The 22,518-nt window shown below is 64.6% G+C and carries 25 protein-coding genes and 1 tRNA gene; 18 read left to right on the top strand and 8 right to left on the bottom strand.

The window, feature by feature from the left end:
- Window positions 1-74: 74 nt before the first annotated feature.
- The 4 genes from ABIA96_RS06230 to ABIA96_RS06215 form a co-directional block, all read right to left on the bottom strand.
- Complete coding sequence (locus tag ABIA96_RS06230) at window positions 75-473, bottom strand: SRPBCC family protein (RefSeq protein WP_354136139.1); 399 nt, start codon at window positions 471-473, stop codon at window positions 75-77.
- 159 nt (window positions 474-632) lie between these two features.
- Window positions 633-992, bottom strand: coding sequence for a VOC family protein (locus tag ABIA96_RS06225; protein WP_354136138.1), 360 nt, complete (start codon window positions 990-992; stop codon window positions 633-635).
- Between the two features lie 56 nt (window positions 993-1,048).
- Entirely contained in the window at window positions 1,049-1,888 is an 840-nt protein-coding gene (locus tag ABIA96_RS06220) for a helix-turn-helix transcriptional regulator (protein ID WP_354136137.1), read from the bottom strand.
- A gap of 9 nt (window positions 1,889-1,897) precedes the next feature.
- Window positions 1,898-2,476: a methylated-DNA--[protein]-cysteine S-methyltransferase gene (locus ABIA96_RS06215; RefSeq protein ID WP_354136136.1), complete on the bottom strand. Its 579-nt coding sequence runs from the start codon at window positions 2,474-2,476 to the stop codon at window positions 1,898-1,900.
- Window positions 2,477-2,655: 179 nt separating this feature from the next.
- Here ABIA96_RS06215 and ABIA96_RS06210 point away from each other — a divergent pair.
- Window positions 2,656-2,729, top strand: a tRNA-Gly gene (locus tag ABIA96_RS06210).
- Between the two features lie 37 nt (window positions 2,730-2,766).
- The gene (gene rpiB, locus ABIA96_RS06205) at window positions 2,767-3,192 is read left to right on the top strand and encodes a ribose 5-phosphate isomerase B (RefSeq protein ID WP_354136135.1); all 426 of its coding nucleotides are present in this window, start codon (window positions 2,767-2,769) and stop codon (window positions 3,190-3,192) included.
- Window positions 3,193-3,201: 9 nt separating this feature from the next.
- Here rpiB and ABIA96_RS06200 read toward each other — a convergent pair whose 3' ends face one another.
- On the bottom strand, window positions 3,202-4,194 hold the full coding sequence (locus ABIA96_RS06200; protein ID WP_354136134.1) for an alpha/beta fold hydrolase: 993 nt from the start codon (window positions 4,192-4,194) through the stop codon (window positions 3,202-3,204).
- A gap of 172 nt (window positions 4,195-4,366) precedes the next feature.
- Here ABIA96_RS06200 and ABIA96_RS06195 point away from each other — a divergent pair, with 172 nt between their 5' ends.
- The 11 genes from ABIA96_RS06195 to ABIA96_RS06145 all read left to right on the top strand — a co-directional run bounded on the left by ABIA96_RS06195 (window position 4,367) and on the right by ABIA96_RS06145 (window position 14,760).
- Complete coding sequence (locus ABIA96_RS06195; RefSeq protein WP_354136133.1) at window positions 4,367-4,948, top strand: helix-turn-helix domain-containing protein; 582 nt, start codon at window positions 4,367-4,369, stop codon at window positions 4,946-4,948.
- A complete protein-coding gene (locus ABIA96_RS06190; protein ID WP_354136132.1) occupies window positions 4,948-5,460 on the top strand; it encodes a GNAT family N-acetyltransferase in 513 nt (170 codons plus the stop codon). The genes ABIA96_RS06195 and ABIA96_RS06190 overlap by 1 nt, the downstream gene beginning before the upstream one ends.
- Window positions 5,461-5,462: 2 nt before the next feature.
- Window positions 5,463-5,927: a GNAT family N-acetyltransferase gene (locus ABIA96_RS06185; RefSeq protein WP_354136427.1), complete on the top strand. Its 465-nt coding sequence runs from the start codon at window positions 5,463-5,465 to the stop codon at window positions 5,925-5,927.
- Window positions 5,928-6,013: 86 nt separating this feature from the next.
- A complete protein-coding gene (locus ABIA96_RS06180; RefSeq protein WP_354136131.1) occupies window positions 6,014-7,057 on the top strand; it encodes a LacI family DNA-binding transcriptional regulator in 1,044 nt (347 codons plus the stop codon).
- A gap of 145 nt (window positions 7,058-7,202) precedes the next feature.
- Window positions 7,203-8,657, top strand: a complete 1,455-nt coding sequence (xylB, locus tag ABIA96_RS06175) for a xylulokinase (RefSeq protein WP_354136426.1) — start codon at window positions 7,203-7,205, stop codon at window positions 8,655-8,657.
- The gene (xylA, locus tag ABIA96_RS06170) at window positions 8,658-9,980 is read left to right on the top strand and encodes a xylose isomerase (protein ID WP_354136130.1); all 1,323 of its coding nucleotides are present in this window, start codon (window positions 8,658-8,660) and stop codon (window positions 9,978-9,980) included. It begins immediately after the preceding gene.
- A gap of 8 nt (window positions 9,981-9,988) precedes the next feature.
- Complete coding sequence (locus tag ABIA96_RS06165) at window positions 9,989-10,747, top strand: ATP-binding cassette domain-containing protein (RefSeq protein ID WP_354136129.1); 759 nt, start codon at window positions 9,989-9,991, stop codon at window positions 10,745-10,747.
- Window positions 10,747-11,817, top strand: coding sequence for an ABC transporter permease (locus tag ABIA96_RS06160; protein WP_354136128.1), 1,071 nt, complete (start codon window positions 10,747-10,749; stop codon window positions 11,815-11,817). Before ABIA96_RS06165 ends, ABIA96_RS06160 begins: the two co-directional genes overlap by 1 nt.
- Window positions 11,818-11,910: 93 nt before the next feature.
- A complete protein-coding gene (locus ABIA96_RS06155; protein ID WP_354136127.1) occupies window positions 11,911-12,843 on the top strand; it encodes a sugar-binding protein in 933 nt (310 codons plus the stop codon).
- An 87-nt stretch (window positions 12,844-12,930) separates the two neighbouring features.
- Window positions 12,931-13,911 (top strand): aldo/keto reductase, encoded by a 981-nt coding sequence (locus ABIA96_RS06150; RefSeq protein WP_354136126.1) that lies wholly within the window; start codon window positions 12,931-12,933, stop codon window positions 13,909-13,911.
- A gap of 3 nt (window positions 13,912-13,914) precedes the next feature.
- On the top strand, window positions 13,915-14,760 hold the full coding sequence (locus tag ABIA96_RS06145; RefSeq protein WP_354136125.1) for an amidohydrolase family protein: 846 nt from the start codon (window positions 13,915-13,917) through the stop codon (window positions 14,758-14,760).
- A 64-nt stretch (window positions 14,761-14,824) separates the two neighbouring features.
- Here ABIA96_RS06145 and ABIA96_RS06140 read toward each other — a convergent pair whose 3' ends face one another.
- From ABIA96_RS06140 to ABIA96_RS06130, 3 genes are all read right to left on the bottom strand, one after another.
- The gene (locus ABIA96_RS06140) at window positions 14,825-15,190 is read right to left on the bottom strand and encodes a nuclear transport factor 2 family protein (protein ID WP_354136124.1); all 366 of its coding nucleotides are present in this window, start codon (window positions 15,188-15,190) and stop codon (window positions 14,825-14,827) included.
- 112 nt (window positions 15,191-15,302) lie between these two features.
- Window positions 15,303-15,653: a RidA family protein gene (locus ABIA96_RS06135; protein WP_354136123.1), complete on the bottom strand. Its 351-nt coding sequence runs from the start codon at window positions 15,651-15,653 to the stop codon at window positions 15,303-15,305.
- A 104-nt stretch (window positions 15,654-15,757) separates the two neighbouring features.
- The gene (locus ABIA96_RS06130) at window positions 15,758-17,428 is read right to left on the bottom strand and encodes an FAD-binding dehydrogenase (protein ID WP_354136122.1); all 1,671 of its coding nucleotides are present in this window, start codon (window positions 17,426-17,428) and stop codon (window positions 15,758-15,760) included.
- 249 nt (window positions 17,429-17,677) lie between these two features.
- Between ABIA96_RS06130 and ABIA96_RS06125 the strand changes: the two genes are divergently transcribed.
- The 5 genes from ABIA96_RS06125 (at window position 17,678) to ABIA96_RS06105 (ending at window position 22,427) form a co-directional block, all read left to right on the top strand.
- Window positions 17,678-18,148, top strand: a complete 471-nt coding sequence (locus ABIA96_RS06125) for a hypothetical protein (protein WP_354136121.1) — start codon at window positions 17,678-17,680, stop codon at window positions 18,146-18,148.
- A gap of 197 nt (window positions 18,149-18,345) precedes the next feature.
- Window positions 18,346-18,540 (top strand): hypothetical protein, encoded by a 195-nt coding sequence (locus ABIA96_RS06120; RefSeq protein WP_354136120.1) that lies wholly within the window; start codon window positions 18,346-18,348, stop codon window positions 18,538-18,540.
- 24 nt (window positions 18,541-18,564) lie between these two features.
- Complete coding sequence (locus ABIA96_RS06115; RefSeq protein WP_354136119.1) at window positions 18,565-19,155, top strand: SCO family protein; 591 nt, start codon at window positions 18,565-18,567, stop codon at window positions 19,153-19,155.
- A 496-nt stretch (window positions 19,156-19,651) separates the two neighbouring features.
- Window positions 19,652-20,599 (top strand): ABC transporter substrate-binding protein, encoded by a 948-nt coding sequence (locus tag ABIA96_RS06110; protein ID WP_354136118.1) that lies wholly within the window; start codon window positions 19,652-19,654, stop codon window positions 20,597-20,599.
- 184 nt (window positions 20,600-20,783) lie between these two features.
- Window positions 20,784-22,427: a lysine--tRNA ligase gene (locus ABIA96_RS06105; RefSeq protein WP_354136117.1), complete on the top strand. Its 1,644-nt coding sequence runs from the start codon at window positions 20,784-20,786 to the stop codon at window positions 22,425-22,427.
- Window positions 22,428-22,518 lie beyond the last annotated feature (91 nt).

The raw sequence follows: 22,518 nt of genomic DNA, 5'->3' as shown, positions 1-22,518 counted from the left end.
TCGCCGGGAGAGCGAGTCCGACCGGACGCGCGGCCATGGTTACGGCCGATGAGGGCGGGGTTCTGTGAGAAAGATCACGCAGTAGCCGGAAACGCCTTGTGCATGGCGATCACGGCCGCCTTCGTCTGCTCCTGCACGTAAGCCGCAAGCTCGTTCGGCAGCATGTCGATGATCCAGATCAGGCGGCATTTCGCCTCGCCCTCGGCGATCACCTGCACCGAGGCGCTGTAATGCTTCAACCGTTCGCTGTTGATCGCATAGACCAGCCGCTGCCGCACGTCGTCGCAATCGACCAGTATCTCGCGTGCGACCGAGCCATTGGCGAAAGTGACGACGCGCGCATCGCCATCAAGCGTGCAGGCGGTCACAAAGCCCGGCACCAGCCGCCGATGCAGCGCGCCGAAATCGCGCACCGCGTCCCAGACGTCGCGGGCCGGAGCGGGGAGGGAGACGTCGTTGTGGATGGAGGCCATACTAGTTTCCTTGAATGAAGTGTCGCCGATTTCGCGAGCTGTCGCCACAAGCACCGTCATTGCGAGCGCAGCGAAGCAATCCAGAGATGCTTCTGCGGAGACAGTCTGGATTGCTTCGTCGCAAGAGCTCCTCGCAATGACGGAGCGCGCGGCGATCGCTCAGCTACAAACCGCCTCGACATTATTGCCGTCAGGATCGATCAAAAACGCCGCATAATAGGTCGGGCTGTAATCCTTGCGCGGCCCGGCGCCGCCATTGTCATGGCCGCCGCTCTTCAGACCTTCGTTGTGAAATGCCTTCACCGAATCATGGTCCTTGGCGCGAAACGCGATATGAGCGCCGTCGGCCTTGCGGCCCTTGTTCAGATGCAGCCAGAGCGCCGGCGCGCCCTTCGGCCCGAGGCCGGCATAGCCGTCGCCGCTCGAGCACAGGACGTAACCGAGTGGCGCCAGCACCGCGGTGTAAAAACGCGTGGCGGCGTCGAGGTCGGCAACGCGCAGTCCGATATGGTCGTACATGGTCGTCTCCATTGCAAAGCGCGCCGCTTGGTGGCGCGCGCCGGAGACGAACCTAGTCAGTTGAGGGCGAACTGCTCTTGGAGAATCTTGCGCTTCCCCGTTGACGCCTGCCGGAACTTGGTCGGCGACATGCCGGCGGCGCGGTGGAAGGTGCGGACGAAGTTGGAGAGATCGCCGAAGCCGACGTCATAGGCGATGTCGGTGACGGCGACGTCGTCGTCAGCGAGCAGGCGCACTGCGTGCCGCAGCCGCGAGCGTACCAGATATTGATGCGGGGTCACGCCGAGCACGTTGGAAAACAGCCGCAGGAAATGAAATGGGCTCAAATCTGCCAGGCGTGCAGCCTGTTCGAGATCGATCTCGGCATGCGAGTTGTCGTCGATCCACAACGCGGCCTCGACCGCGCGGCGACGATCGCGCGCTGTCGGCGCACCCCGCTTGCGCGGCTTGCCCGAGGCAAGTTCGACAAAACGGCCGGCGAGGATCTGGCCGGCCTCGTCGAGGCCCAACTCGCTGTTGCCATCTGCCGCCGTCTGCGCGAGTTCGCCCAGCACCATCAGCTCGGGCAGTGGCGGCGTCGCGCCGACCCGCCAGACGTCGTGCCGCCCGCCCAGCGCCTCGACCAAATCCTCGCTGAAGAAAAAGGACAGGCAGACGTCGCCGCAGACATGTTCGTGCGTGCAGGTGTATTCGTCGCCGGGCGCGCCGACCAGCAGCGAGCCCGCCACCAGCTCGAAGAAGCCGGCACGGCAATGGCAGCCAAAGCTGCCCGAACGGACATAGGCGATGGAATGGCCGGTGCGGCACTCCGCAAACGGCTTGTCGCCCGGTCCCGCGTCGCAGCGAAACTCGGAGACCGTCATCGTTTGTGACGTCAGCAGCGTGGTCGCATCCATCCAGGCTATTTAGGAGGGCGAGCGCGGCGGGGCAACGGGCAGCAGCACCTCGAACAGTGTCTTGCTGGTGATCGGGTGGGCGCCTTCGAGCGCCAGCAACCGCCGCTTGGAGATCACTCCGCCATAGGGCGAGATCGGGTCGGCATAGTTGCCGGCCTCCAGCACCCGGTGGCAGGGCACGATGATCATGTAGGGATTTCGCGAAATCGCTTGCGCCACCGAATGCGCGGCGCCCGACGCACCCAGCGCCTTGGCGATCTCGTGATAGGTGCGCGTCTCCCCGCGCGGGATGGTGCAGGAATATTCGTAAACCCGCCGGTTGAAGGCGGGGACGCCGTCGGCATCGAGGCTGACGTCGGAAAAATCAGGGTCGTTGCCCTGCAGCAAGGTCACGATGCCCTCAATCGCAAGCTCGGTGTTGAGCGAGACCGCCTGCTCGCGCGCCTCGGGATGGACCTGAAAGATCCGGCGGCGGGTGTCGATCTCCCGCGCCTCTGGCAATTGCACGGCCACCACGCCCGAATTGCTCCAGACGATTCCGCAACGGCCTACGGCCGTGTCGAATATCGCGTAAGCACGCCCCACCATGCGCACGCCCCCAACTCACCGCACGTTTCTCAATCCCGGCAGCGATCATAACACCGCCACAATTCGGCGCACCTGGAATCTTACCGAGACGTTAACAACCGTCCGGCCTGACGCGCCAAAGCGCTTGGCGCCGGACACCGTCTCGGCTAATCAGGACGGGCGTCGGCTACCGCGCATCCGCGGGCGTAGTTCAATGGTAGAACGGCAGCTTCCCAAGCTGCATACGAGGGTTCGATTCCCTTCGCCCGCTCCAAATCTCTGCATAGCATAGAGCACCCCGAGGCATGGACATGCTCGATACCGTCGCCATTGCCTGTGATCACGGGGGCTTTGCCCTCAAGGAAGTCCTGAAAGTCGCTTTGCCAGATGTGAAATGGCTGGATCTCGGCACGGATAGCGCCGAGTCCGTCGACTATCCCGATTTCGCCGGCAAGCTGGCCGATGCCGTCAAGGACGGCAAGGCCGCGCGCGGCATTCTCATCTGCGGGTCGGGCATCGGCATCTCGATCGCCGCCAACCGCCATGCGCACGTCCGTTGCGCACTTGTCCACGATGTCACCGGCGCGCGGCTGTGCCGCCAGCACAATGATGCGAATGTCCTGGCGCTGGGCGGACGGATGATCGGCGAAGCTGTTGCGAAGGAATGCGTCGAAGCGTTCCTGAGCACGACCTTCGACGGCGGTCGCCATCAAAAGCGCATCGACAAGCTGGGATAGCGACCGTCCTCAGTTCGGCAGGGCCCGCAAGAATTCGACGAGCGCCGCGTTCACCTCGGCCGGCCGCTCCTGCTGCGTCCAGTGTCCGCAGCCTGGCAGCATCTTGATCTCGCGCAGCTGCGGCACAGACTGCTTCATGTTGGCGATCTGCTCGGCGGCGCCGGGGAAGGCGACGACCATGTCGTGATCGCCGGCGATGTAGAGCGAGGGTACGACCACCTTCACGCCCTCGAACGCTCCCATCAGCTCCCAGTTGTGATCGATGTTGCGGTAGTAATTGAGCGGTCCGCGGAAACCGCTGCGGGCGAATTCGCCGCCGTAATAATCGAGGTCGGCGGCGCTCAGCCATGACGGCAAGGGCACTTGCACCTTCGGCAACATGCCGTCCTTGCGCGAGACCATGCCGACGCCGACGGTTCTGCCGGCGCGCTCGGCATTGGCGCGGATCGCTGCCGCCCCCTCGCCGGAACCGCCGAACAGCATGGCCCCGAGAGTTTTCCGCGGGTCCGCCTCGAATTCAGCTTCGGCTGCGCCCGGCTCCTGGAAGTATAGTTGATAGAACAGTGCGTCCTCCGTCTGCGGCATCACGCTGGTCGGCCGCACCGGGCTTCGCTGGCGATAGGGCACGCTGAGGATGGCGGCGGCGCGGAACCGATCGGGCCGCAGACGCGCTGTGTGCCAGGCAATCGTCGCACCCCAATCGTGGCCGACGATGACGGCGTCCTTTTCCGCGTAGGCGTCGAGCACGCCGACGAGATCGCCGACCATGTGCAAGATCGTGTACTGGTCGATCGCCTCGGGCTTGTCGCTCTTGCCGTAGCCGCGCATGTCGGGCGCGACGGCGTGGTAGCCGGCCGTGGCCAGCGCTTCGAGCTGATGACGCCAGGAATACCAGCCCTCGGGAAAGCCGTGGCAGAACAGCACCAGCGGGCCCTCGCCCTGTTCGGCGACGTTGAGGTTGATGCCGTTGGTCTTGATGATCCGTTGCGTCGGTCCGCTCATGTCATCGCCTCCCGGTGCATTGTCGTTGGACGCATCCTAAACGTTGCTGCCCGCCGCGCAAAGATTCCAATATATTAGCCTCTCGCTTCCGGCACGTCCCGCTTCGTCGGCCTAAGCTCTTCCAGTCCGGCGGATGTGGTCCATGCGTCGGGCAATGTTCGGATCAGAGACCATGGACCAGCAAAAACTCGACAGGGCGATCGGTCGCCGATTGAAGATACTGAGGACACAGGCCGGCATGACCTTGAACGAACTCGCTAGCCGCTCGGGTGTCAGCCGGGCCATGATCGGGCGGGTGGAACGGGCGCAGAGCAGTGCCACTGCGGCGTTGCTCAACAAGCTCTGCGCGGCGCTCGATGTCTCGCTGAGCGACGTGGTCGCGCTCTCGGAGAAGCCGCCCGAGCGGCTGACGCGGCTGGCCGACCAGCCGCAATGGCGCGATCCCGACAGCGGTTACCGGCGGCGTCATGCCTCGCCGGCCGATGCGGCGAGCGGCATCGAGATCATCGTCGTCGATCTGCCGGCCGGCGCGCGCGTGTCCTACAGCCCCTGGGGCCGCAACGCATTCACCCAGCAGCTTCTGATGCTGGAAGGGACGGTCTGCGTACATATCGATGCCAAGACCGTGCGGCTGCGCGATGGCGACTGCCTCGACTTCGACGTCATGCGCGCGGTGACCTTCGAGAACGAAACCAAACAGGATGCCCGCTACGTCATCATCACGCGGCGCGGCAGCTCTTACGGGAAGATGTGATGTCGCTGATCGTACGGGACGCTACGCTCGAAGATGCCGGGGATATCCTCGCCATCTACAATTTCGCTGCGATCAACACCACGGCGGTCTGGACCGACGGGCCGGCCGATCTCGACTCGCGGCGCGACTGGATCCGCGCCCGGCAGCAGGCGGGCTATCCCGTGCTGGTCGCGATGAAGGGCAGGGACGTCGTCGGCTTCGCTTCCTTCGGCGATTTCCGTCCCTTTCCCGGCTACCGCCACACCGTGGAGAATTCGGTCTATGTCGACGAGCGGCATCATCGCGCAGGCATCGGCCGCAGCCTGGTGGCCGCGCTGATCGAGCGCGCCACGGCGCTGAACAAGCACGCCATGATCGCCGGGATCGAGGCCCTCAATGCCGGTTCGATCGGCCTGCACGCCTCGCTCGGTTTTACCGAGGTCGCCCGCATGCCGGAGGTCGGCTGCAAGTTCGGCCGCTGGCTCGATCTCGTCTTCATGCAGAAGCAGCTTGCAAGTGACGTGAGACCATGACGATGCAGATCCGCACCGGAGACACTTTTGACCCGAGCGTAGTCGCGCTGCTCGATCATCACGTCACGGCGGCGCGAGCGCAGACCGCGCCGGGCAGTGCGCATGCGCTCGATCTCGCCGGCCTTCGCGCCAGCGATGTCGCGTTCTGGACCGGCTGGGACGGCGAGATGCTGGTCGCGACCGGTGCGCTGAAGACGCTCTCGGCTGACCACGGCGAGGTGAAGTCGATGCACACCCTCCAGACCACGCGCCGCCGCGGCTTTGGGGGTCTGATGCTCCGCCACATCATCGCCGAGGCGCGCAAGCGCGACATCGAGCGGCTGAGTCTCGAGACCGGCTCGTGGGGCTATTTCAGGCCGGCGCATGCGCTCTATCAGGCGCATGGCTTCGTGCCTTGCGGCCCGTTCGAGGGCTATGGCGAGGACCCCAACAGCCTGTTCCTGACACTCGATCTGAGCGGCCGCTAAGGCGAGGCGCAACCGGCGCTCGAAAATATCGTCTTGCCCCTCAAAATGAGTTGCGTACCTCAAAAAACCTCTGCTAGCCTTCAGGCATGGCCGAAGAGACCGTCTCCGCCGCGTTGACGCTGAAGGACATCGCCCGCGAGGCCGGTGTCAGCCTGGCTACTGTCGATCGCGTCCTGCACAACCGCCCCGGCGTGCGGTCGGATACGGTCCGGCGCGTCAAGGAGACGATCGCGCGCAACGCCTTCCAGCCGCATGTGGCCGCCGCCGAACTTGCCCGCGGCCGCGCCCGCCGGTTTGCCTTCGTCATGCCGACGGGGGCGAACCCGTTCATGCAGCAGATCGAGGCCTATCTCGGCGAGATGTCGGCCTGGCTTGCGGCCCGCCGTCTCAACGTCGAGATGGTCAATACGGATGTGTTTGATCCGTCCGTGCTCGCGGCATCGCTCGAGACGCTCGCGGGCAACTACGACGGCGTTGCCGTGGTGGCGCTGGATCATCCCGGCGTTCGCGCTGCGATCAACGATCTGGTCGAGGCCGGCACCAAAGTGGTGACGTTGGTCTCGGACGTGCCGTCATCGCGCCGCCATCATTATGTCGGCATCGACAACATCGCCGCGGGGCGCACCGCCGGCGCGCTGGTCGGGCGGCTGGTTGGCGAAAAGCCTGGCAAGGTCGCCATCATCGCGGGATCGCAGGGCCTGCGCGACCATGCCGAGCGCATTTTTGGCTTCAATCAGGTGATGGCGTCGGAATTTTCGCACCTCGACATACTGCCTCTGCTCGAGGGGCGCGACGAGGACGACCGCTCCGAGCAGCTGATATCGCGGCTACTCGGCAAGCATCCTGACATCATCAGCCTCTATAATGTCGGCGCCGGCACGCAAGGCGTTGCCAAGGCCCTGACCGAGGCCGGCCGCGAGAAGCAGATCGTGTTCATCGCCCACGATCTCACGGCGATGACGCGAAAATTGTTGCTGCAGGGTACGCTGGATGTCGCGATCTCGCAGAACCCGGGGCACGAGGCGCGCGCCGCCGTGCGCGTGCTGCTGTCGCTTGCGCGTAACGAGCCGATCTTGAGCGAACAGGAGAATATTCGCATCGACATCTTGATGCGGGACAATCTGCCGTAGCCGCAAGGCGCGCGGTGCCTTGTGTTTTGAAGTGAGTGATTGCGGAAAGCGCGACGTCAGTTCGTGCACCGCGGCAGCGTGATCCGGAAAAGTGTGCAGCGGTTTTCCCAGCGGATCACGTTCAAACGAAGAGGGAGGGATGAGTTTGTATCTCGGAATAGACATCGGCACGTCCGGTGTGAAAGCGGTGCTTGTGAACGAGGCTGGCGCGGTTGTCGCGACGGCCGCGCGCGAGCTTGCGCTGTCGCATCCGCAGCCGCTGTGGTCCGAGCAGGATCCGGATGCCTGGGTCGAGGTTGCCATCGGCGCCGTCGACGATCTCGCCGCCACCCATCCGCGTGATGTTGCCGGCGTGCGCGGCATCGGGCTGTCAGGCCAGATGCATGGCGCGACGCTGCTCGGGGCCGACGGACGCCCGCTGCGGCCGGCGATCCTCTGGAACGATGGCCGCTCGCATGCCGAATGCGTCGAGCTCGAGCGCCGCTGCCCCGCGCTGCACGCCATCGCCGGCAATCTGGCGATGCCCGGCTTCACCGCACCAAAGCTGCTCTGGGTGGCGCGGCACGAGCCAGGCATCTTTGAACGCGTCGCAAAGGTGCTGCTGCCAAAAGCCTATGTGCGCTATCGGCTCACCGGTGAGATGGTCGAGGACATGTCGGACGCCGCGGGAACGTTGTGGCTCGATGTCGGCCGGCGCAACTGGTCGGAGGAACTGCTCAAGGCCACCGGGCTCGATCTGCATCACATGCCGCGCCTCGTCGAAGGCAGCGAGATGAGCGCGTTGCTTGCGCCTGAATTCGCGCAACGCTGGGGCATGGCGAAGGACGTCGTGGTCGCCGGCGGCGCCGGTGACAACGCCGCGAGCGCGATCGGGCTCGGCGCAATCGCGCCCGGCGATGCGTTTTTGTCGCTCGGCACTTCCGGCGTGGTCTTCCGCGTCACCGATCGCTTTGCGCCGGCGCCGGCTGCGGCGGTGCATGCGTTCTGCCACGCGCTTCCGGGTCTCTGGCACCAGATGGGCGTGATGCTGTCGGCGGCGGCCTCGCTGGCATGGCTCTCGGGCGTCATGGAGACGCCCGCCGCAACGCTGCTCGCGCCGCTCGGCGAACGCGTCGACGGACCGAGCCCAATAAAATTCCTGCCCTATCTCGACGGCGAACGCACGCCGCACAACGATGCCGCCGCGAGCGGCGCTTTCGTCGGCCTGCGCGGTACGACCGGTCGGAGCCAGATCGTGCAGGCCGTGCTCGAAGGCGTCGCCTTCGCCGCGCGCGACAATCTGGCGGCGCTGAGCGCGGCTGGCGGAGCAATCGCCGAGCTCGATTTGGTTGGCGGCGGCTCGCGCTCGCCACTGTGGGCGCAGATCTGCGCCGACGTGCTCGGAATTCCCGTGCACCGCGTCGAGGAGGGCGAGGTCGGTGCGGCGCTTGGCGCTGCGCGGCTCGGCCGGCTTGCGGCCACCGGCGAAGATCCCGCGCAAATCTGCACCCGGCCCCGACGGCTCGCCAGTTTCGTGCCCCGCGCCGCCGCGGCGTCCGCCTACGACGAGGCCTATCGCCGCTGGCGTGAACTTTATCCCGCATTGAAGGAGAGTCTTTAAGTGAACGCGCCAGCTAAATTCTTCGATGCAAGCACGCCCGTGGCCTTTGCCGGCAAGAATGCGGGAAATGCGCCCGCCTTCCGCTGGTACGACAAGGACCGCATGGTTCACGGCCGCAGGCTGGAAGATCATTTGCGCTTTGCGGTCTGCTACTGGCATTCGTTCTGCTGGCCAGGCGCCGATCCCTTTGGCGGCGAGACGTTTCTGCGGCCCTGGCACCACGGCTCCGATCCGATGGCGATGGCGCGCGCCAAGGCCGATGTCGCCTTCGAGCTGTTCCGCCTGCTGGATGTGCCCTTCTTCACCTTCCACGACGTCGACGCGGCGCCGGAAGGTGCGTCGCTCAGCGAATCCGTCGCCAATCTCAACGCCATCGCCGATCTCTTTGAAGCGAAGATGGCCTCGGCCAAGGTCCGCCTGCTCTGGGGCACCGCCAATTTGTTCACGCATCGCCGCTACATGGCGGGCGCCGCGACCAATCCGGACCCCGAAATATTCACCTATGCAGCCGGCCAGGTCCGCGCCGCGCTGGAGGTGACGCACCGGCTCGGCGGTCAGAATTATGTGCTGTGGGGCGGCCGCGAGGGCTACGAGACGTTGCTCAACACCGATCTCAAGCGCGAACTCGACCAGCTCGGTCGCTTCGTGTCGCTCGTGGTCGAGCACAAGCACAAGATCGGCTTCAAGGGCCCGATCCTGATCGAGCCGAAGCCGAAGGAGCCGACCAAGCATCAATATGATTTCGACGTCGCCACCTGTTACGGCTTCCTCGCGCGCTACGACCTGCTCAAGGACGTCAAGCTCAACATCGAGCAAAACCACGCCATTCTCGCTGGGCACTCCTTCCATCACGAGGTCGCGCTCGCCGAGGCGCTCGGCGTGTTCGGCTCGCTCGACATCAACCGCGGCGACGATCTGCTCGGCTGGGACACCGACCAGTTCGCGATGAACGTGGGTGAGCTGGCGCTGGTGTTCCACGAGATCCTGAACCGCGGCGGCTTCACCTCGGGCGGGCTCAATTTCGACGCCAAGATCCGCCGCCAATCGATCGATCCTGACGATCTCATCCATGCTCATGTCGGCTCGATGGACGCCTGTGCGCGGGCGTTCCTCGCTGCCGCCGACATGGTCGATGCCGGCGCCCTTACGGCGCCGCTCGCCGAGCGCTACGGTGGATGGGCAGGCGCCGAGGGCCATGCCATTCTCGCCGGCCAGCGCTCGCTCGCCGATCTTTCCGATCGCGCGCTGGGCCCCGGCTTCGACCCGCAGCCGCGCTCGGGACGGCAGGAATATCTGGAATCGCTCGTCAACCGTTACGTCTGAGGTCGCTGATGCCAAGTGCTGACACAACACCGGTCCTCGAACTCTCCGGCATCGGCAAGGAGTTCGGTGCCATCCGCGCGCTGCATGGCGTCGATATGCATGTCCACCCGGGCGAAGTGGTCGGCCTGATGGGCGACAACGGCGCCGGCAAGTCGACGCTGGTCAAGATTATCGCCGGCAATTTCCGTCCCAGCCATGGCGAGATCCGCTTTGCCGGCAACGCCGTCAACTTCAGCCGGCCCATCGATGCCCGCGGGGTCGGGATCGAGGTCGTCTATCAGGATCTCGCGCTGGCCGACAATCTGACCGCTGCCGCCAATGTGTTTCTCGGCCGCGAGCTGAAGCGCAAATTCGGACCCATCGGTTTGCTCGACCACAAGGCAATGGCATCGCGTGCGCTGGAGCTGTTCGGCGAGTTGCGCTCGGAGACGCGCCCCTACGATCTCGTCAAGCAGATGTCCGGCGGCCAGCGCCAGGCGGTCGCGATCGCGCGGACGCGGCTGTCAAACGCAAAACTCGTGATGATGGACGAGCCGACGGCCGCGATCTCCGTGCGCCAGGTCGAACAAGTCCTGAGCCTGATCCACCGCCTGAAAGAGCAGGGCGTCGCGGTGATGCTGATCTCCCACCGCATGCCCGACGTGTTCGCGGTGTGCGACCGCGTCATCGTCATGCGCCGCGGCGAGAAGCGGGCCGACAAGCCGATCCACGAGACGTCCCCCGAGGAAGTCACCGCCCTCATCACCGGCGCGAAGGAGGCGGCATAATGGCCATGCCCTTGGAATCCCCGATCACCTTCTCGAACATCAGCAAGGTGAAGTGGTGGCAGCGCGGCATCTTCGCCTCCCAGACCGGCTACGTCATATTGGCGCTCCTGGTGCTGATGGTCGTGATGCATTTTGCCAGCCCCTATTTCTTCACCGAGGGCAACATGCAGAACGTGGCGAAGAACTTTTCCTTCATCGCCATTGCCACGCTCGGAATCACTTTCGTCATCATCACCGGCGGCATTGATCTCTCCGTCGGCTCGATGATGTGTTTTTCCGCGATGATCACCTCTATGGTCATGGTCGAGCTGTCGGCGCCGGGATCGTCGTTCGTCCACTTGGCCGCCGACGGCAAGACCGCCGTCGCCAATGTGCCCGGATTGATCCTTGTGATCTCGGTGATTGCGGGGCTGTGCGCCGCGTTCATCGTCGGGCTCGTCAACGGCTTCTGCATTGCGGTGCTCGGGCTGTCGCCCTTCGTCACCACGCTCGGCATGCTCTCGATCGTGCGTGGGCTCGCCTATGTCGTCTCAAACGGCCGCGGCAGTTTTCCGGGCGGGCCGGACGCCGACTATTTCTACGCGCTGACCTCGGGTGACGTGTTCGGCGTGCCCGCACCCTTCATCTATCTTTTGATACTCGCCGCTGTGATGGCGGTTGTGCTGCACCACACCAGTTTCGGCCGCCATGTCTTCGCGCTCGGCGGCAATGAGAAGGCGGCGGAGCTGACCGGCATCCCGGTCGTGCGCGTGAAGATCGAGGTCTACGTGCTCTGTGCGCTCGCTGCCGGCCTGCAGGGCATCATCATCTCGGGCTGGCTGGGATCTGCGCCCGCGAACATGGCGACGTCCTACGAGCTCAACGTCATTGCCGCGGCGGTCATCGGCGGCGCCAATCTCGCCGGCGGCATCGGCGGTCCGCTCGGGGCCATCGTCGGCTGCGTGCTGCTCGAAGTGATCCGCAACGGCCTCGTGCTCGCGCAGGTCAACTCCTACTGGCAGCAGACGCTGGTGGGCGTGATCATCATCCTTGCCGTGCTGGTGGACCGCATCCGCTCGCGCATGACTTGACCAGTTACTCCGGAAGGACAACGAAAGATCGTCTATCCGCCTGCCGGGGCATCACATCACAAATGGATAGGCAACAAAGTGTGGAGGGAAGAAATGAAGAAGCTTCTGTTGGCCGGCGTGACCATCGCGATGATGGCAACCCCGGCATTTGCCCAGACCTACAAATTCGCTGTCGTGCCCAAGGCGATGAACAATCCGTTCTTCGACGTGGCGCGTGACGGCTGCATGAAGCGAGCCAAGGAACTCGGCAATGTCGAGTGCATCTACAAGGGGCCGATCGAGCACGAACCGGCGACGCAGGCGCAGATCATCCAGGACTTCATCACCCAGAAGGTGGATGGGATGGCGATCTCCGTCTCCGACGTCGCGGCGATGACCAAGTCGATCGAGGCGGCGACCGCTGCCGGCATCCCCGTCATCACGTTTGACGCGGACGCGCCGGGTTCCAAGCGGCTCTCCTATATCGGCACCAACAACAAGGACTTCGGCCTCGCGCTGGGCAAGCAGTTGCTCCAGCTGCGGCCCGAGGGCGGCAAGTACGCCATGGTCTCCGGCGGCCCGGGTGCGAAGAACCTTGCCGAACGCGTCGATGGTGTCCGCGAAGCGCTCAAGGGCTCGAAATGGGTCGAGGCCCAGGGTTCGCCGACCTTCTGCAACGACGATTCCGCGCTTGCGATTCAGCAGATGTCGGACCTTCGTACCGCGACGCCCGACCTCGCCGCGATCGTACCGGTCGGCGGCTGGCCGATGTTCGCGCCGGAAGGCTTCAAGGCTTTCGTCAACAAGAACAAGAAGGATATCGACTCAGGCAAGCTGACGCTCGTCGTCGCCGACACGCTCAAGATGCAGCTTGAGCTGCTGCGCGACGGCTACTCCAACGCGCTCACCGGCCAGCGTCCGTTCGAGATGGGCGAGAAGTCGATGGACACCCTGTTGGCGATCAAGAAGGGCCAGAAGGTGCCGGAAACGATCTACACCGGCCTCGACCTGGTGACGAAGGATAACGTCGCTAAACTGTTGAAGTAGGAGCGTTACCAGCCCAACGTTCCTGCGCTACACTCCCTCCTCCGCTCGCGGGGGAGGGAGTGCTGCTTTTGCGGGAAGGAGATTGCAATGAAGCGTACGCGGTTGGCTAACGGTCTCGATGTTACGGCAATCGGCCTCGGCTCGGCGCCGCTCGGCGGCCTGTTTTCGGCGGTCAGCGATGCCGATGCGGCAGCGACGCTTGCGGCCGGCTGGTCGGCCGGCATTCGCTTCTACGATACCGCGCCGCTCTATGGCTTTGGCCTGGCGGAACGGCGGCTGGGTGCCTTCCTGCGGCAGCAGCCGCGCGAGTCCTATGCGATCTCGACCAAGGTCGGCCGCCTCCTGCGCGCGCCTGATGGTGCAGCGGCCGAGGACGATCACTACAAGGGCGCGCCTGCGTTGCGGCCGCAATTCGATTTCAGCTATGACGGTGTGATGCGTTCGCTCGAGGAAAGTCTCGCCCGCCTCGGGCTGGATCGCGTCGACGTGCTGCTGGTGCACGATCCCGACGATCACTATGTCGCGGCCGTCAGCGGTGCCTTCCGCGCGCTGACGCGCTTGCGCGAGGACGGTACGGTCAAGGCGATCGGTTCCGGCATGAACCAGTCGGAGATGCTCACGCGTTTCGCCGAAGCTGTGCCGGTCGACTGCTTCCTGCTCGCCGGCCGCTATACGCTGCTCGACCAGGGCGCGCTGGACGCGCTGTTTCCGGTCTGTGCGACCAGGAACATCGGCATCCTGCTCGGCGGCATCTACAACAGCGGAATTCTCGCCAATCCGCACACGAGCGCGAAGTTCAACTATCAGGACGCCGACGCGGCACTCGTGGCGCGCGCGATCGCGCTCGACGAACTCTGCCGCAAGCACGGCACCGAGCTGAAGGCCGCCGCGCTCCAGTTCTGCATGGCCCATCCGGCCGTGACGGTCGCCGTGATGGGGGCGCGCAACGCCGCCGAAGTCGCCGACAACATCGCGATGTCGGAGCACGCGGTGCCGCAAGCCTTCTGGCAGGAGCTGCGCGCGCGAAACTTCGTCGACGCACGGGCGCCGCTGCCGGGCGGGGCGTGAGATATGGCCATCGATGCTCATCAGCATTTCTGGGATCCGGCCCGCGCCGACTATCCTTGGATGGATGCTTCCGAGCTCGCGCCGATCCGTCGCGCCTTCGGCCCCACCGATCTTGCGCCTCTGCTGACGGCGAACGGCATCGATGCAAGCATCGTGGTGCAATGCCGCTCCGCGCTCGCGGAGACGGAGGAATTTTTGCGGATCGCGCAGGCCACGCCTTCCGTCGTGGGTGTCGTCGGCTGGGCCGATCTGACCGATGCCGCGCTCGGCGACACGCTCGATCGCCTGCGGACCTTGCCGGGCGGCGCAAAACTGGTCGGTATCCGCCATCAGGTCCACGATGAGGCCGATCCCGACTGGCTGTTGCGCGCGGACGTCCGGCGCGGGCTGGCGGCGGTGTTCGCCCGCGATCTCGCCTACGACTTCCTCGTCCGTACCCGCGAACTCCCCGCCGCGATCGCAACCGCAAAAGCCTTTCCGCAGGCGCGCTTCGTGCTCGATCACGCCGCAAAACCGCCGATCGCCGATGGCGGCAGCATCGAATGGTCCGATCGCATCGCGGCGCTCGCGGCCTGCGGCAATGTCTGGTGCAAGATCTCGGGGCTCGCGACGGAGGCGAAGTGGACCGATTGGGACGCGGAGCGATTGTTTCCGTTCGTCCAGCACGTCGCGAATTGTTTTGGCGAGGATCGGCTGATCTTCGGCTCGGATTGGCCGGTGTGCCTGCTTGCCGGCAGCTACGGCGAGATCAAGGGCGCGCTGGAGGCGTGCCTGGCGAAGTTAGGTGCGAGCGTGCGTGAGAAGGCGTTTGGGGTGAATGCGAAGCGGGCGTATCGGTTGGCCACGTAAGTTGGCGCGAAGCGCCGGGTTGCCATCCTCCCCTGGAGGGCCCTCCAGGGGAGGATAAGGGTCCTCACGCCCCCGCAGGCACCTGATCCAGAAATCCCGTGATGCTCTTGATCCGCCCGTCCTTCAGCACGGCGAAATCGGTCCCCTTGATCGGGCTGTCGATGCCATCGGGGCCGAGGCCCCAGCTGAACCGGACATGGTCGCCGTAGCCGTTGGGCTCGCCGATCAGCCTGAACCTGAAGTCCGGAAAACGTTCCTGCACGCCGGCGATCAGCGCGTCGATGCCGTCGCGGCCGTCACCCTTCATCAGGGGGTCGACATAGCTCGCATCGGTCGTCCAGTTCTCGCTGAGCAATTCGCGCCGACGGCCGGTCGCGCGTTCGTTCCAGAGATCGATATAGCGGCGAGCGATGGTCATGTGGTCGGTCATGAGACTCTCCTTCGATAGCGCCGTATGGTTCGGCTGACCTGACTATCGAAGGTTCACGCACGCTGATCGATTACCTCTGAGGTCATCAGCGCGCGCGAATCTTTTGCGCGAATTACTTCGCAGCGATCACCATGATTTCGACGGTGTACTGGGGCGCGGCCAGCCTGGCTTCGACGGTGGCGCGGGCCGGGGTGTTGCCGGGCGACACCCAGCTGTCCCACACCGCGTTCATTTCCTGGAACGTCTTCATGTCGGTGATGTAGATGGTGGCCGACAGCAGCTTCGACTTGTCGGTGCCGGCCTTGGCGAGATGGCCGTCGATGGTCGCCAGGATGTCCTGGGTCTGCTTCGTCACGCTTTCGCCGGCCGCATTGTTGGCGACGACACCGGCGAGATAGACGGTGTTGCCGTGCACGACGACCTGGCTCATGCGCGGGCCGGGTTCAAAACGCTGAATGCTCATTTAGGGGATCTCCTGATGGGAATGGCGGCTCTGTCTAGCGCAGCAGCTTGCTATGTGCCACCCCACGCAACGCATGCGCGGGCGCTGATCGTCACATCCTTTGCTTATTCCGCCGCTTTCGCCGCGGCGCGGCCCGCATTGCGGCCCGAGAACAGGCAGCCGCCGAGAAAGGTGCCTTCCAGCGAGCGATAGCCGTGCACGCCGCCGCCGCCGAACCCGGCGGCTTCGCCGACCGCATAGAGCCCGGGGATGATCTGTCCATCTTCGCCGAACACGCGCGAATCGAGGTCGGTCTCGAAACCGCCCAGCGTCTTGCGGGTGAGGATGTTGAGCTTGACCGCAATCAGCGGCCCTTGCGCGGGATCGAAAATCCGATGCGGCGACGCCGTCCGGATCAATTTGTCGCCGATGTAGCGCCGCGCATTGTGGATGTTCATCACCTGCGCATCCTTGACGTAGGGATTGGCGATCTCGCGGTCGCGCGCCTCGATCTGCATCCTGATCTCGTCGAGCTTGAGCAGATCGTTGCCGGCGAGCTTGTTCATGGCGGCAACGAGGTCTTCGATCTTGTCGCGCACGATGAAGTCGGCACCGTGGCTCTTGAACGCTTCCACCGGCGCCGGCGCACCCTTGTTGATGGCGCGGCGCAGGGTCATGCGCCAGCTCTTGCCCGTCAGATCCGGATTCTGCTCCGATCCCGACAGCGCAAACTCCTTCTTGATGATGGCCTGCGTCAGGATGAACCAGGAATAATCATAGCCGGTCGACATGATGTATTTGAGCTGGCCGAGCGTGTCGGACCCCGGGAACAGCGGCGCCGGCAGCCGCGTGCCTGTTGCGTCGAACCACATCGAGGAGGGGCCGGGCAGGATGCGGATGCCGTGGCGCGGCCAGATCGGTGACCAGTTCCGGATGCCCTCTACATAGTGCCACATGCGGTCGCGGTTGATCAGCCGCGCGCCTGATTTCTCGGTGATGCCGATCATGCGGCCGTCGACATGCTCGGGCACGCCGGAGATCATGAACTTCGGCGGCTCACCGAGCCGCTTCGGCCAATTCGCCCGCACCAAATCGTGGTTGCCGCCGATGCCGCCGGACGCCACGATCACGGCCTGCGCCTTCAGCACGAACTCGCCGACGATGTTACGCGACGAACTCTTGCCGCGCGCGGCGCTGTCGGGCGCGAGAATGGCGCCGCTGACGCCGTCCACCGTGCCGTTGGTGATGGAGAGCGCATCGACGCGATGGCGGAACCTGAAGATCAGCCGGCCGCTCTTGGCCGCTTCGCGCGCGCGGCGCTCGAACGGCTCGACGATGCCGGGCCCGGTGCCCCAGGTGACGTGGAAGCGCGGCACCGAATTGCCGTGGCCCATCGCGTCATAGCCGCCACGTTCGGCCCAGCCGACCACGGGGAAGATACGATGGCCCATTGCGCGCAGCCAGTCGCGCTTCTCGCCGGCCGCGAACGCGACGTATGCCTCGGCCCATTTGCGCGGCCAGTGATCCTCGTCGCGGTCGAAGCCGGCGGTGCCGAGCCAGTCCTGCATCGCGAGGTCGAAGGAGTCCTTGATGCCGAGCCGGCGCTGCTCCGGCGAATCGACCAGGAACAATCCGCCGAACGACCAGAACGCCTGGCCGCCCAGCGATTGCTCCCCTTCCTGGTCGACCACGATCACACGCTTGCCGGCGTCGGCAATCTCGGTCGCCGCCACCAGTCCCGATAGTCCTCCGCCGACGACAATGACGTCAGCCTGCTCAGTCGAACGCTCGGCCATGAGTTCCCCCCTGTAGTTGCCCGGATTGAAGCCAGCGGTTGCAACTGAGATCAAGGGCTTGTCGCGTAAGACATCGTTAACTTGTTCCACTTTGGGATTGAGGCCGAGCGAGTGCAGCGCGGACGCAACACTGGATTTGAATTTGTTTTGAGCAAGCCGGCCTGCCTAGACAAAACCGCGGTTACGACCGACGCTAGGCGCGCATCACCACCTGACACACAGATTCGAAGTCGACTGGGGCGGGGGCCAATGAAGTTTCTGACGGGGTTGCTTGCGGCGGTTCTCTTGATCGCTTGCATGGGGGCGTCTCGCGCGGTGGTTCGGATCGCGGATGACCGCGGTGGCCGGATCGGAACCTACGTCGACAAATACCAGGACCTGCGCCAGTCCGGCGACACCGTCATCATCGACGGCCTTTGCGCCTCGGCCTGCACCATCGTCCTCGGCGCTATCCCGCACGATCGCATCTGCGTCACCTCGCACGCGACGCTCGGTTTCCACGCCGCCTGGGATTTCGGCAACAATGGCCGCGCCGTGACCAATGCCGAAGCGACCCACATGCTCTATGCGATGTATCCCTCGCAGGTGAAGCGCTGGATCTCGCAGCGCGGTGGCCTCACGCCGCACATGCTGTTCCTGAAGGGCAAGCAACTCCAGGCCATGTACAAACCTTGCTACATGGACGCGCAGGCCTCGGCGCTCAAGCCGCCGGCTAGGTAAGGTCGACTCCTTCGATTTCGGCAGACTTGCACCGCGGTGGCGGTGCTCTCCCTCTCCCGCAAGCGGGAGAGGTGACCTCACGGCGAGCTCGTGCTGCTAGAACGCTTCATCGTGATGGACACCCGCCCCGTTCCGCTTGCCCGGCCATTCCCGAGCGCCTATTTGAAAGGGAGGGAACCGTCGCCCCGATCGTTGTCATGGCTCAACCACTGCATCCGGCCCGTCAGCTACAGGACAATTCGCCCAATGCCGGCCGGATGCCGTCCGTGCTGCTGTGGGCCGGCGCTTGTGTCGGTGGGCTGATGGTGACCGGGGGGCTCGCGCTCTGGTTCCACTACGGCTCCCAGGTGTTCTTCGAAATGATCAGGACCGGCTTTGCCGCCTGTTTCTGACCCGCGACAGGAAGTTTTCTGCTCATGAGCTCCACTGCCCGTCCGCTGGTGATCGCGACCGCCTTCGCCTCGAGCCTCGTCGTCGGTCTGCTGGTGCTGTTCTGGGCCATGGGCGGGGTCAGCAAGGTGGCGCAGCCGGCTGCGATCGGCGGCCCGTTCCAACTCACCGACCAAGCCGGCAAGGCTTTCACCGACAAGGACCTCAAGGGCAAGCCGACCCTGATTTTCTTCGGTTACACCCATTGTCCTGATGTTTGCCCGACCTCGCTGTTCGAGATGTCGGAAGTGCTGCGCGCGATGGGCAAGGATGCCGACAAGGTCAACGCCGTCTTCATCTCGGTCGACCCGGAGCGCGATACCCCCGCGACGATGAAGGACTACCTCTCGAGCTTCGATCCGCATCTCGAAGGTCTCAGCGGCGATCCCGCCGAGACCGCCAAGGTGATCACCTCCTATCGGGTCTATGCCAAGAAGGTGCCGACCAAGGACGGCGACTACACCATGGACCACACCGCGCTGATCTACCTGATGGACCGCGACGGCCGTTTCGTCTCGCCGTTCAACCTGAAACGCAGCCCGGAAGAGGCCGCGACCGAGCTGAAGCGGTATCTCTAGGTTGAGTTGGGCGGATCGGTCGCGCCTCATTCTCGGTGCAACCTCGCCCGCTTGCGGGAGAGGTCGGCGCGACCGGGCGATGCGAAGCATCGTCCCGCGCGCCGGGTGAGGGTTTTCTCTCTTGGGGGCTCTCGCCCAGTGGAGACACCCTCTCCCCAGCCCTCCCCCGCAAGCGTAGGGCAATCGCATATGGCAGTTTGCGCGATCGCAGCGCGCGCCTCGTCCTTCGAGACGACCGCTTCGCGGTCTCCTCAGGATGAGGCTAAGTGGCATTGGTGCTGGTCGAAACGACGGCCGCACACTCGGTCCTCATCCTGAGGGCCCGCCAACGGCGGGCGTCTCGAAGGATGGCTACGGGGGGAATCGCTCCCATATGCGATTGCCCTGCCCGCAAGCGGGGGAGGGAGCGCACCCAGGCTGCAATCGGCACTCGCGTTCCCGGCCGGATGGTCTATAAGGCCTTCCGATCCCAGTGAAATTCATTAATTCTCGGTCGATGGCTCCATCGCAACAGGCGAAATCGTCCAAATCTGCCCGTGGCTTGCTGACGGGGCTGGCCGTCGCGGCGTGCCTGCTCGCGGGCCTGCCGGTCGCACGCGCGCAGGCCCCGGCCAAGCAGCCCCCCGCGGCGCCCCAAACAACACCTCAAGCGACGCCCCAGGCCGCGCCTCAAGCCGCCCCCCAGGCTGTGCCCGGCTTCTGGGACCCGCGGCGGCGCCCGGAGCGGCCCGACCTGTCGCGCCTGACCGTGATCCGTTTCCTGACCGAGACCGATTACCCGCCGTTCAACTACACCGGCGCGGACGGCAATCCGGCCGGCTTCAACGTCGATCTCGCCCGCTCGCTCTGCGAGGAGATCAAGGTCACCTGCACCGTGCAGATGCGCCGCTTCGAGACGCTGGTCGATGCGCTCACCTCGAACCGGGGCGACGCCATCATTGCCTCGATGGCGGTGAGCCCTCAGCTGCGCGCGCGCGTCGACTTCACCGATCCCTATTATCGCGTGCCGGCGCGTTTCGCTTCGCGCAAGGATGCGGTGATGCCGGAGATCCGTCCCGAATATCTCGAAGGCAAGAAGGTCGGCGTCATCGCCGGCTCCGCGCATGAGGCCTATCTGAAGGCGATGTTCACCGACGCCGAGCTGCACGGCTATCCCAACGACGATGCTTTGCGCGCCGCGCTCCGCAAGGGCGAGGTCGATTTCATCTTCGGCGACGCCATCTCGCTGGCGTTCTGGATCAACGGCACCGATTCCGGCGATTGCTGCGCCTTCTCCGGCGGTCCCTTCGTCGAGAGCCGCTTCTTCGGCGAGGGCATCGGCATCGCCGTGCGGAAGGGCAACGACGTGCTGCGCCAGGCCCTGAACTGGGCCCTGTTCCGCGTCTGGGAAAAAGGCCGCTACACGGATTTGTGGCTGCGGTATTTTTCGGTGAGCCCGTTCTAGATTCTTCGCTGCTCCCTCCGCCGTCATTGCGAGGAGCCCTTGCGACGAAGCAATCCAGAGTGTTTCCGCGGAGAGACTCTGGATTGCTTCGCTTCGCTCGCAATGACGGTGGGTGCGGCAACACCGTCCACAAAATTGCATTCTGCCCGGAAATCGCTATTTTCCGCGACCCGGAGGCCCCTTGATGTCCGTTATCGATCCCAACATGAGCCCGAGCGATCTTCGTGCGCTCGCCGAACAATCCAACGCCTGGCCGTTCGAGCAGGCGAAGGCCATTGTCGCGCGGCTGAAGAAAAGCCCGAAGGACGAGGTGTTGTTCGAAACCGGCTATGGGCCGTCCGGCCTGCCGCACATCGGCACGTTCGGCGAAGTCGCGCGCACCTCGATGGTGCGCCACGCGTTTCGCGTGCTGACCGAAGACAAGATCAAGACGCGCCTGCTCGCCTTCTCCGACGACATGGATGGCTTCCGCAAGGTGCCGGACAACGTGCCGAACAAGGATCTGCTGGCGCAATATCTGGGGCGGCCGCTCACCGCGGTGCCTGACCCCTTCTCGAACGAGCATCCGTCGTTTGGTGACGCCAACAATGCGCGCCTGCGCGCGTTCCTGGATCATTTCGGCTTCGACTACGAGTTCGCAAGCTCGACCGTCTATTACAAGTCAGGCCGCTTCGACGCGACGCTGCTCAAGATGTTGGCTGCCTACGACAAGGTGATGGACATCATCCTGCCGACGCTCGGGCCCGATCGCCGCGCGACTTATTCGCCGTTCCTGCCGATCAGCAAGACCACCGGGATCGTGCTGCAGGTGCCGATGATCCGTCGCGATATCGCCGCCGGCACGGTGACCTATGTCGATCCCGATACCAACCAGGAAATCGAGACGCCCGTCACCGGCGGCAACGTCAAGTGCCAGTGGAAGGCCGACTGGGCGATGCGCTGGGTTGCGCTCGGCGTCGACTACGAAATGGCCGGCAAGGATCTCATCGACTCCGTGAAGCTGTCCGGCGCGATCGCCAAGGCGCTCGGCGGCACGCCGCCTGAAGGGTTTAACTACGAGCTCTTCCTCGACGAGCAGGGCCAGAAGATATCGAAGTCGAAGGGCAACGGCCTCACCATCGACGAATGGCTGCGCTATGCCTCGCCTGAATCGCTGTCGCTGTTCATGTATCGCGAGCCGAAGGCGGCGAAGCGGCTGTTCTTCGACGTCATCCCGCGCCAAGTTGACGACTACCAGCAATTCTCAGACGGCTTTGCCAGGCAGGATGACAAGCAGCAGCTCGGTAATCCCGTCTGGCACATCCATTATGGCCATCCGCCGAAGGCTGACATGCCCGTGACGTTCCAGCTGCTGCTCACGCTGGTGTCGTCGTCGAATGCGGAAAACGCCGAGACGCTGTGGGGTTTCATCGGTCGCTATCGCCCCGGCGTGAGCCCGCAGACGCATCCGAAGCTGGATGCGATGGTCGGCTACGCCATCAACTATTACCGCGATTTCGTCGCGCCGACGAAGCAGTTCCGCCAACCGACCGACACCGAGCGCGCCGCGCTGCAGGATCTGCGCGAAGCGTTGTCGCAGTTGCCGGCGGACGCGTCAGCCGAAGACATCCAGAACATCGTCTACGAGATCGGCCGCCGCGAGCCGTTCCTCGATCAGGTCAAGAAGGGCAAGGACGGCCGCCCCGGCGTCACGCTCGACTGGTTCAACATGCTCTACCAGGTGCTGCTCGGCCAGGAGAAGGGCCCGCGCTTCGGCTCGTTCGTCGCGGTGTATGGCGTGCAGAACGCGGTCAACATGATCGACGGCGCGCTGGCACGGAGCGCGTAGCCGCATTCTCACGGTCATCACCCGCGAAAGCGGGTGATCCAGTATTCCAGAGGCCCCAATAATAGAATCGAGAGGCCGCGGCGTACTGGAT

Origin of the sequence: Bradyrhizobium sp. LB11.1 (assembly GCF_040549385.1) — a bacterium.
Lineage (GTDB): Bacteria > Pseudomonadota > Alphaproteobacteria > Rhizobiales > Xanthobacteraceae > Bradyrhizobium.
Note: the sequence above shows the minus strand (reverse complement) of the source record. Positions and strands in the feature narration are given on the sequence as shown.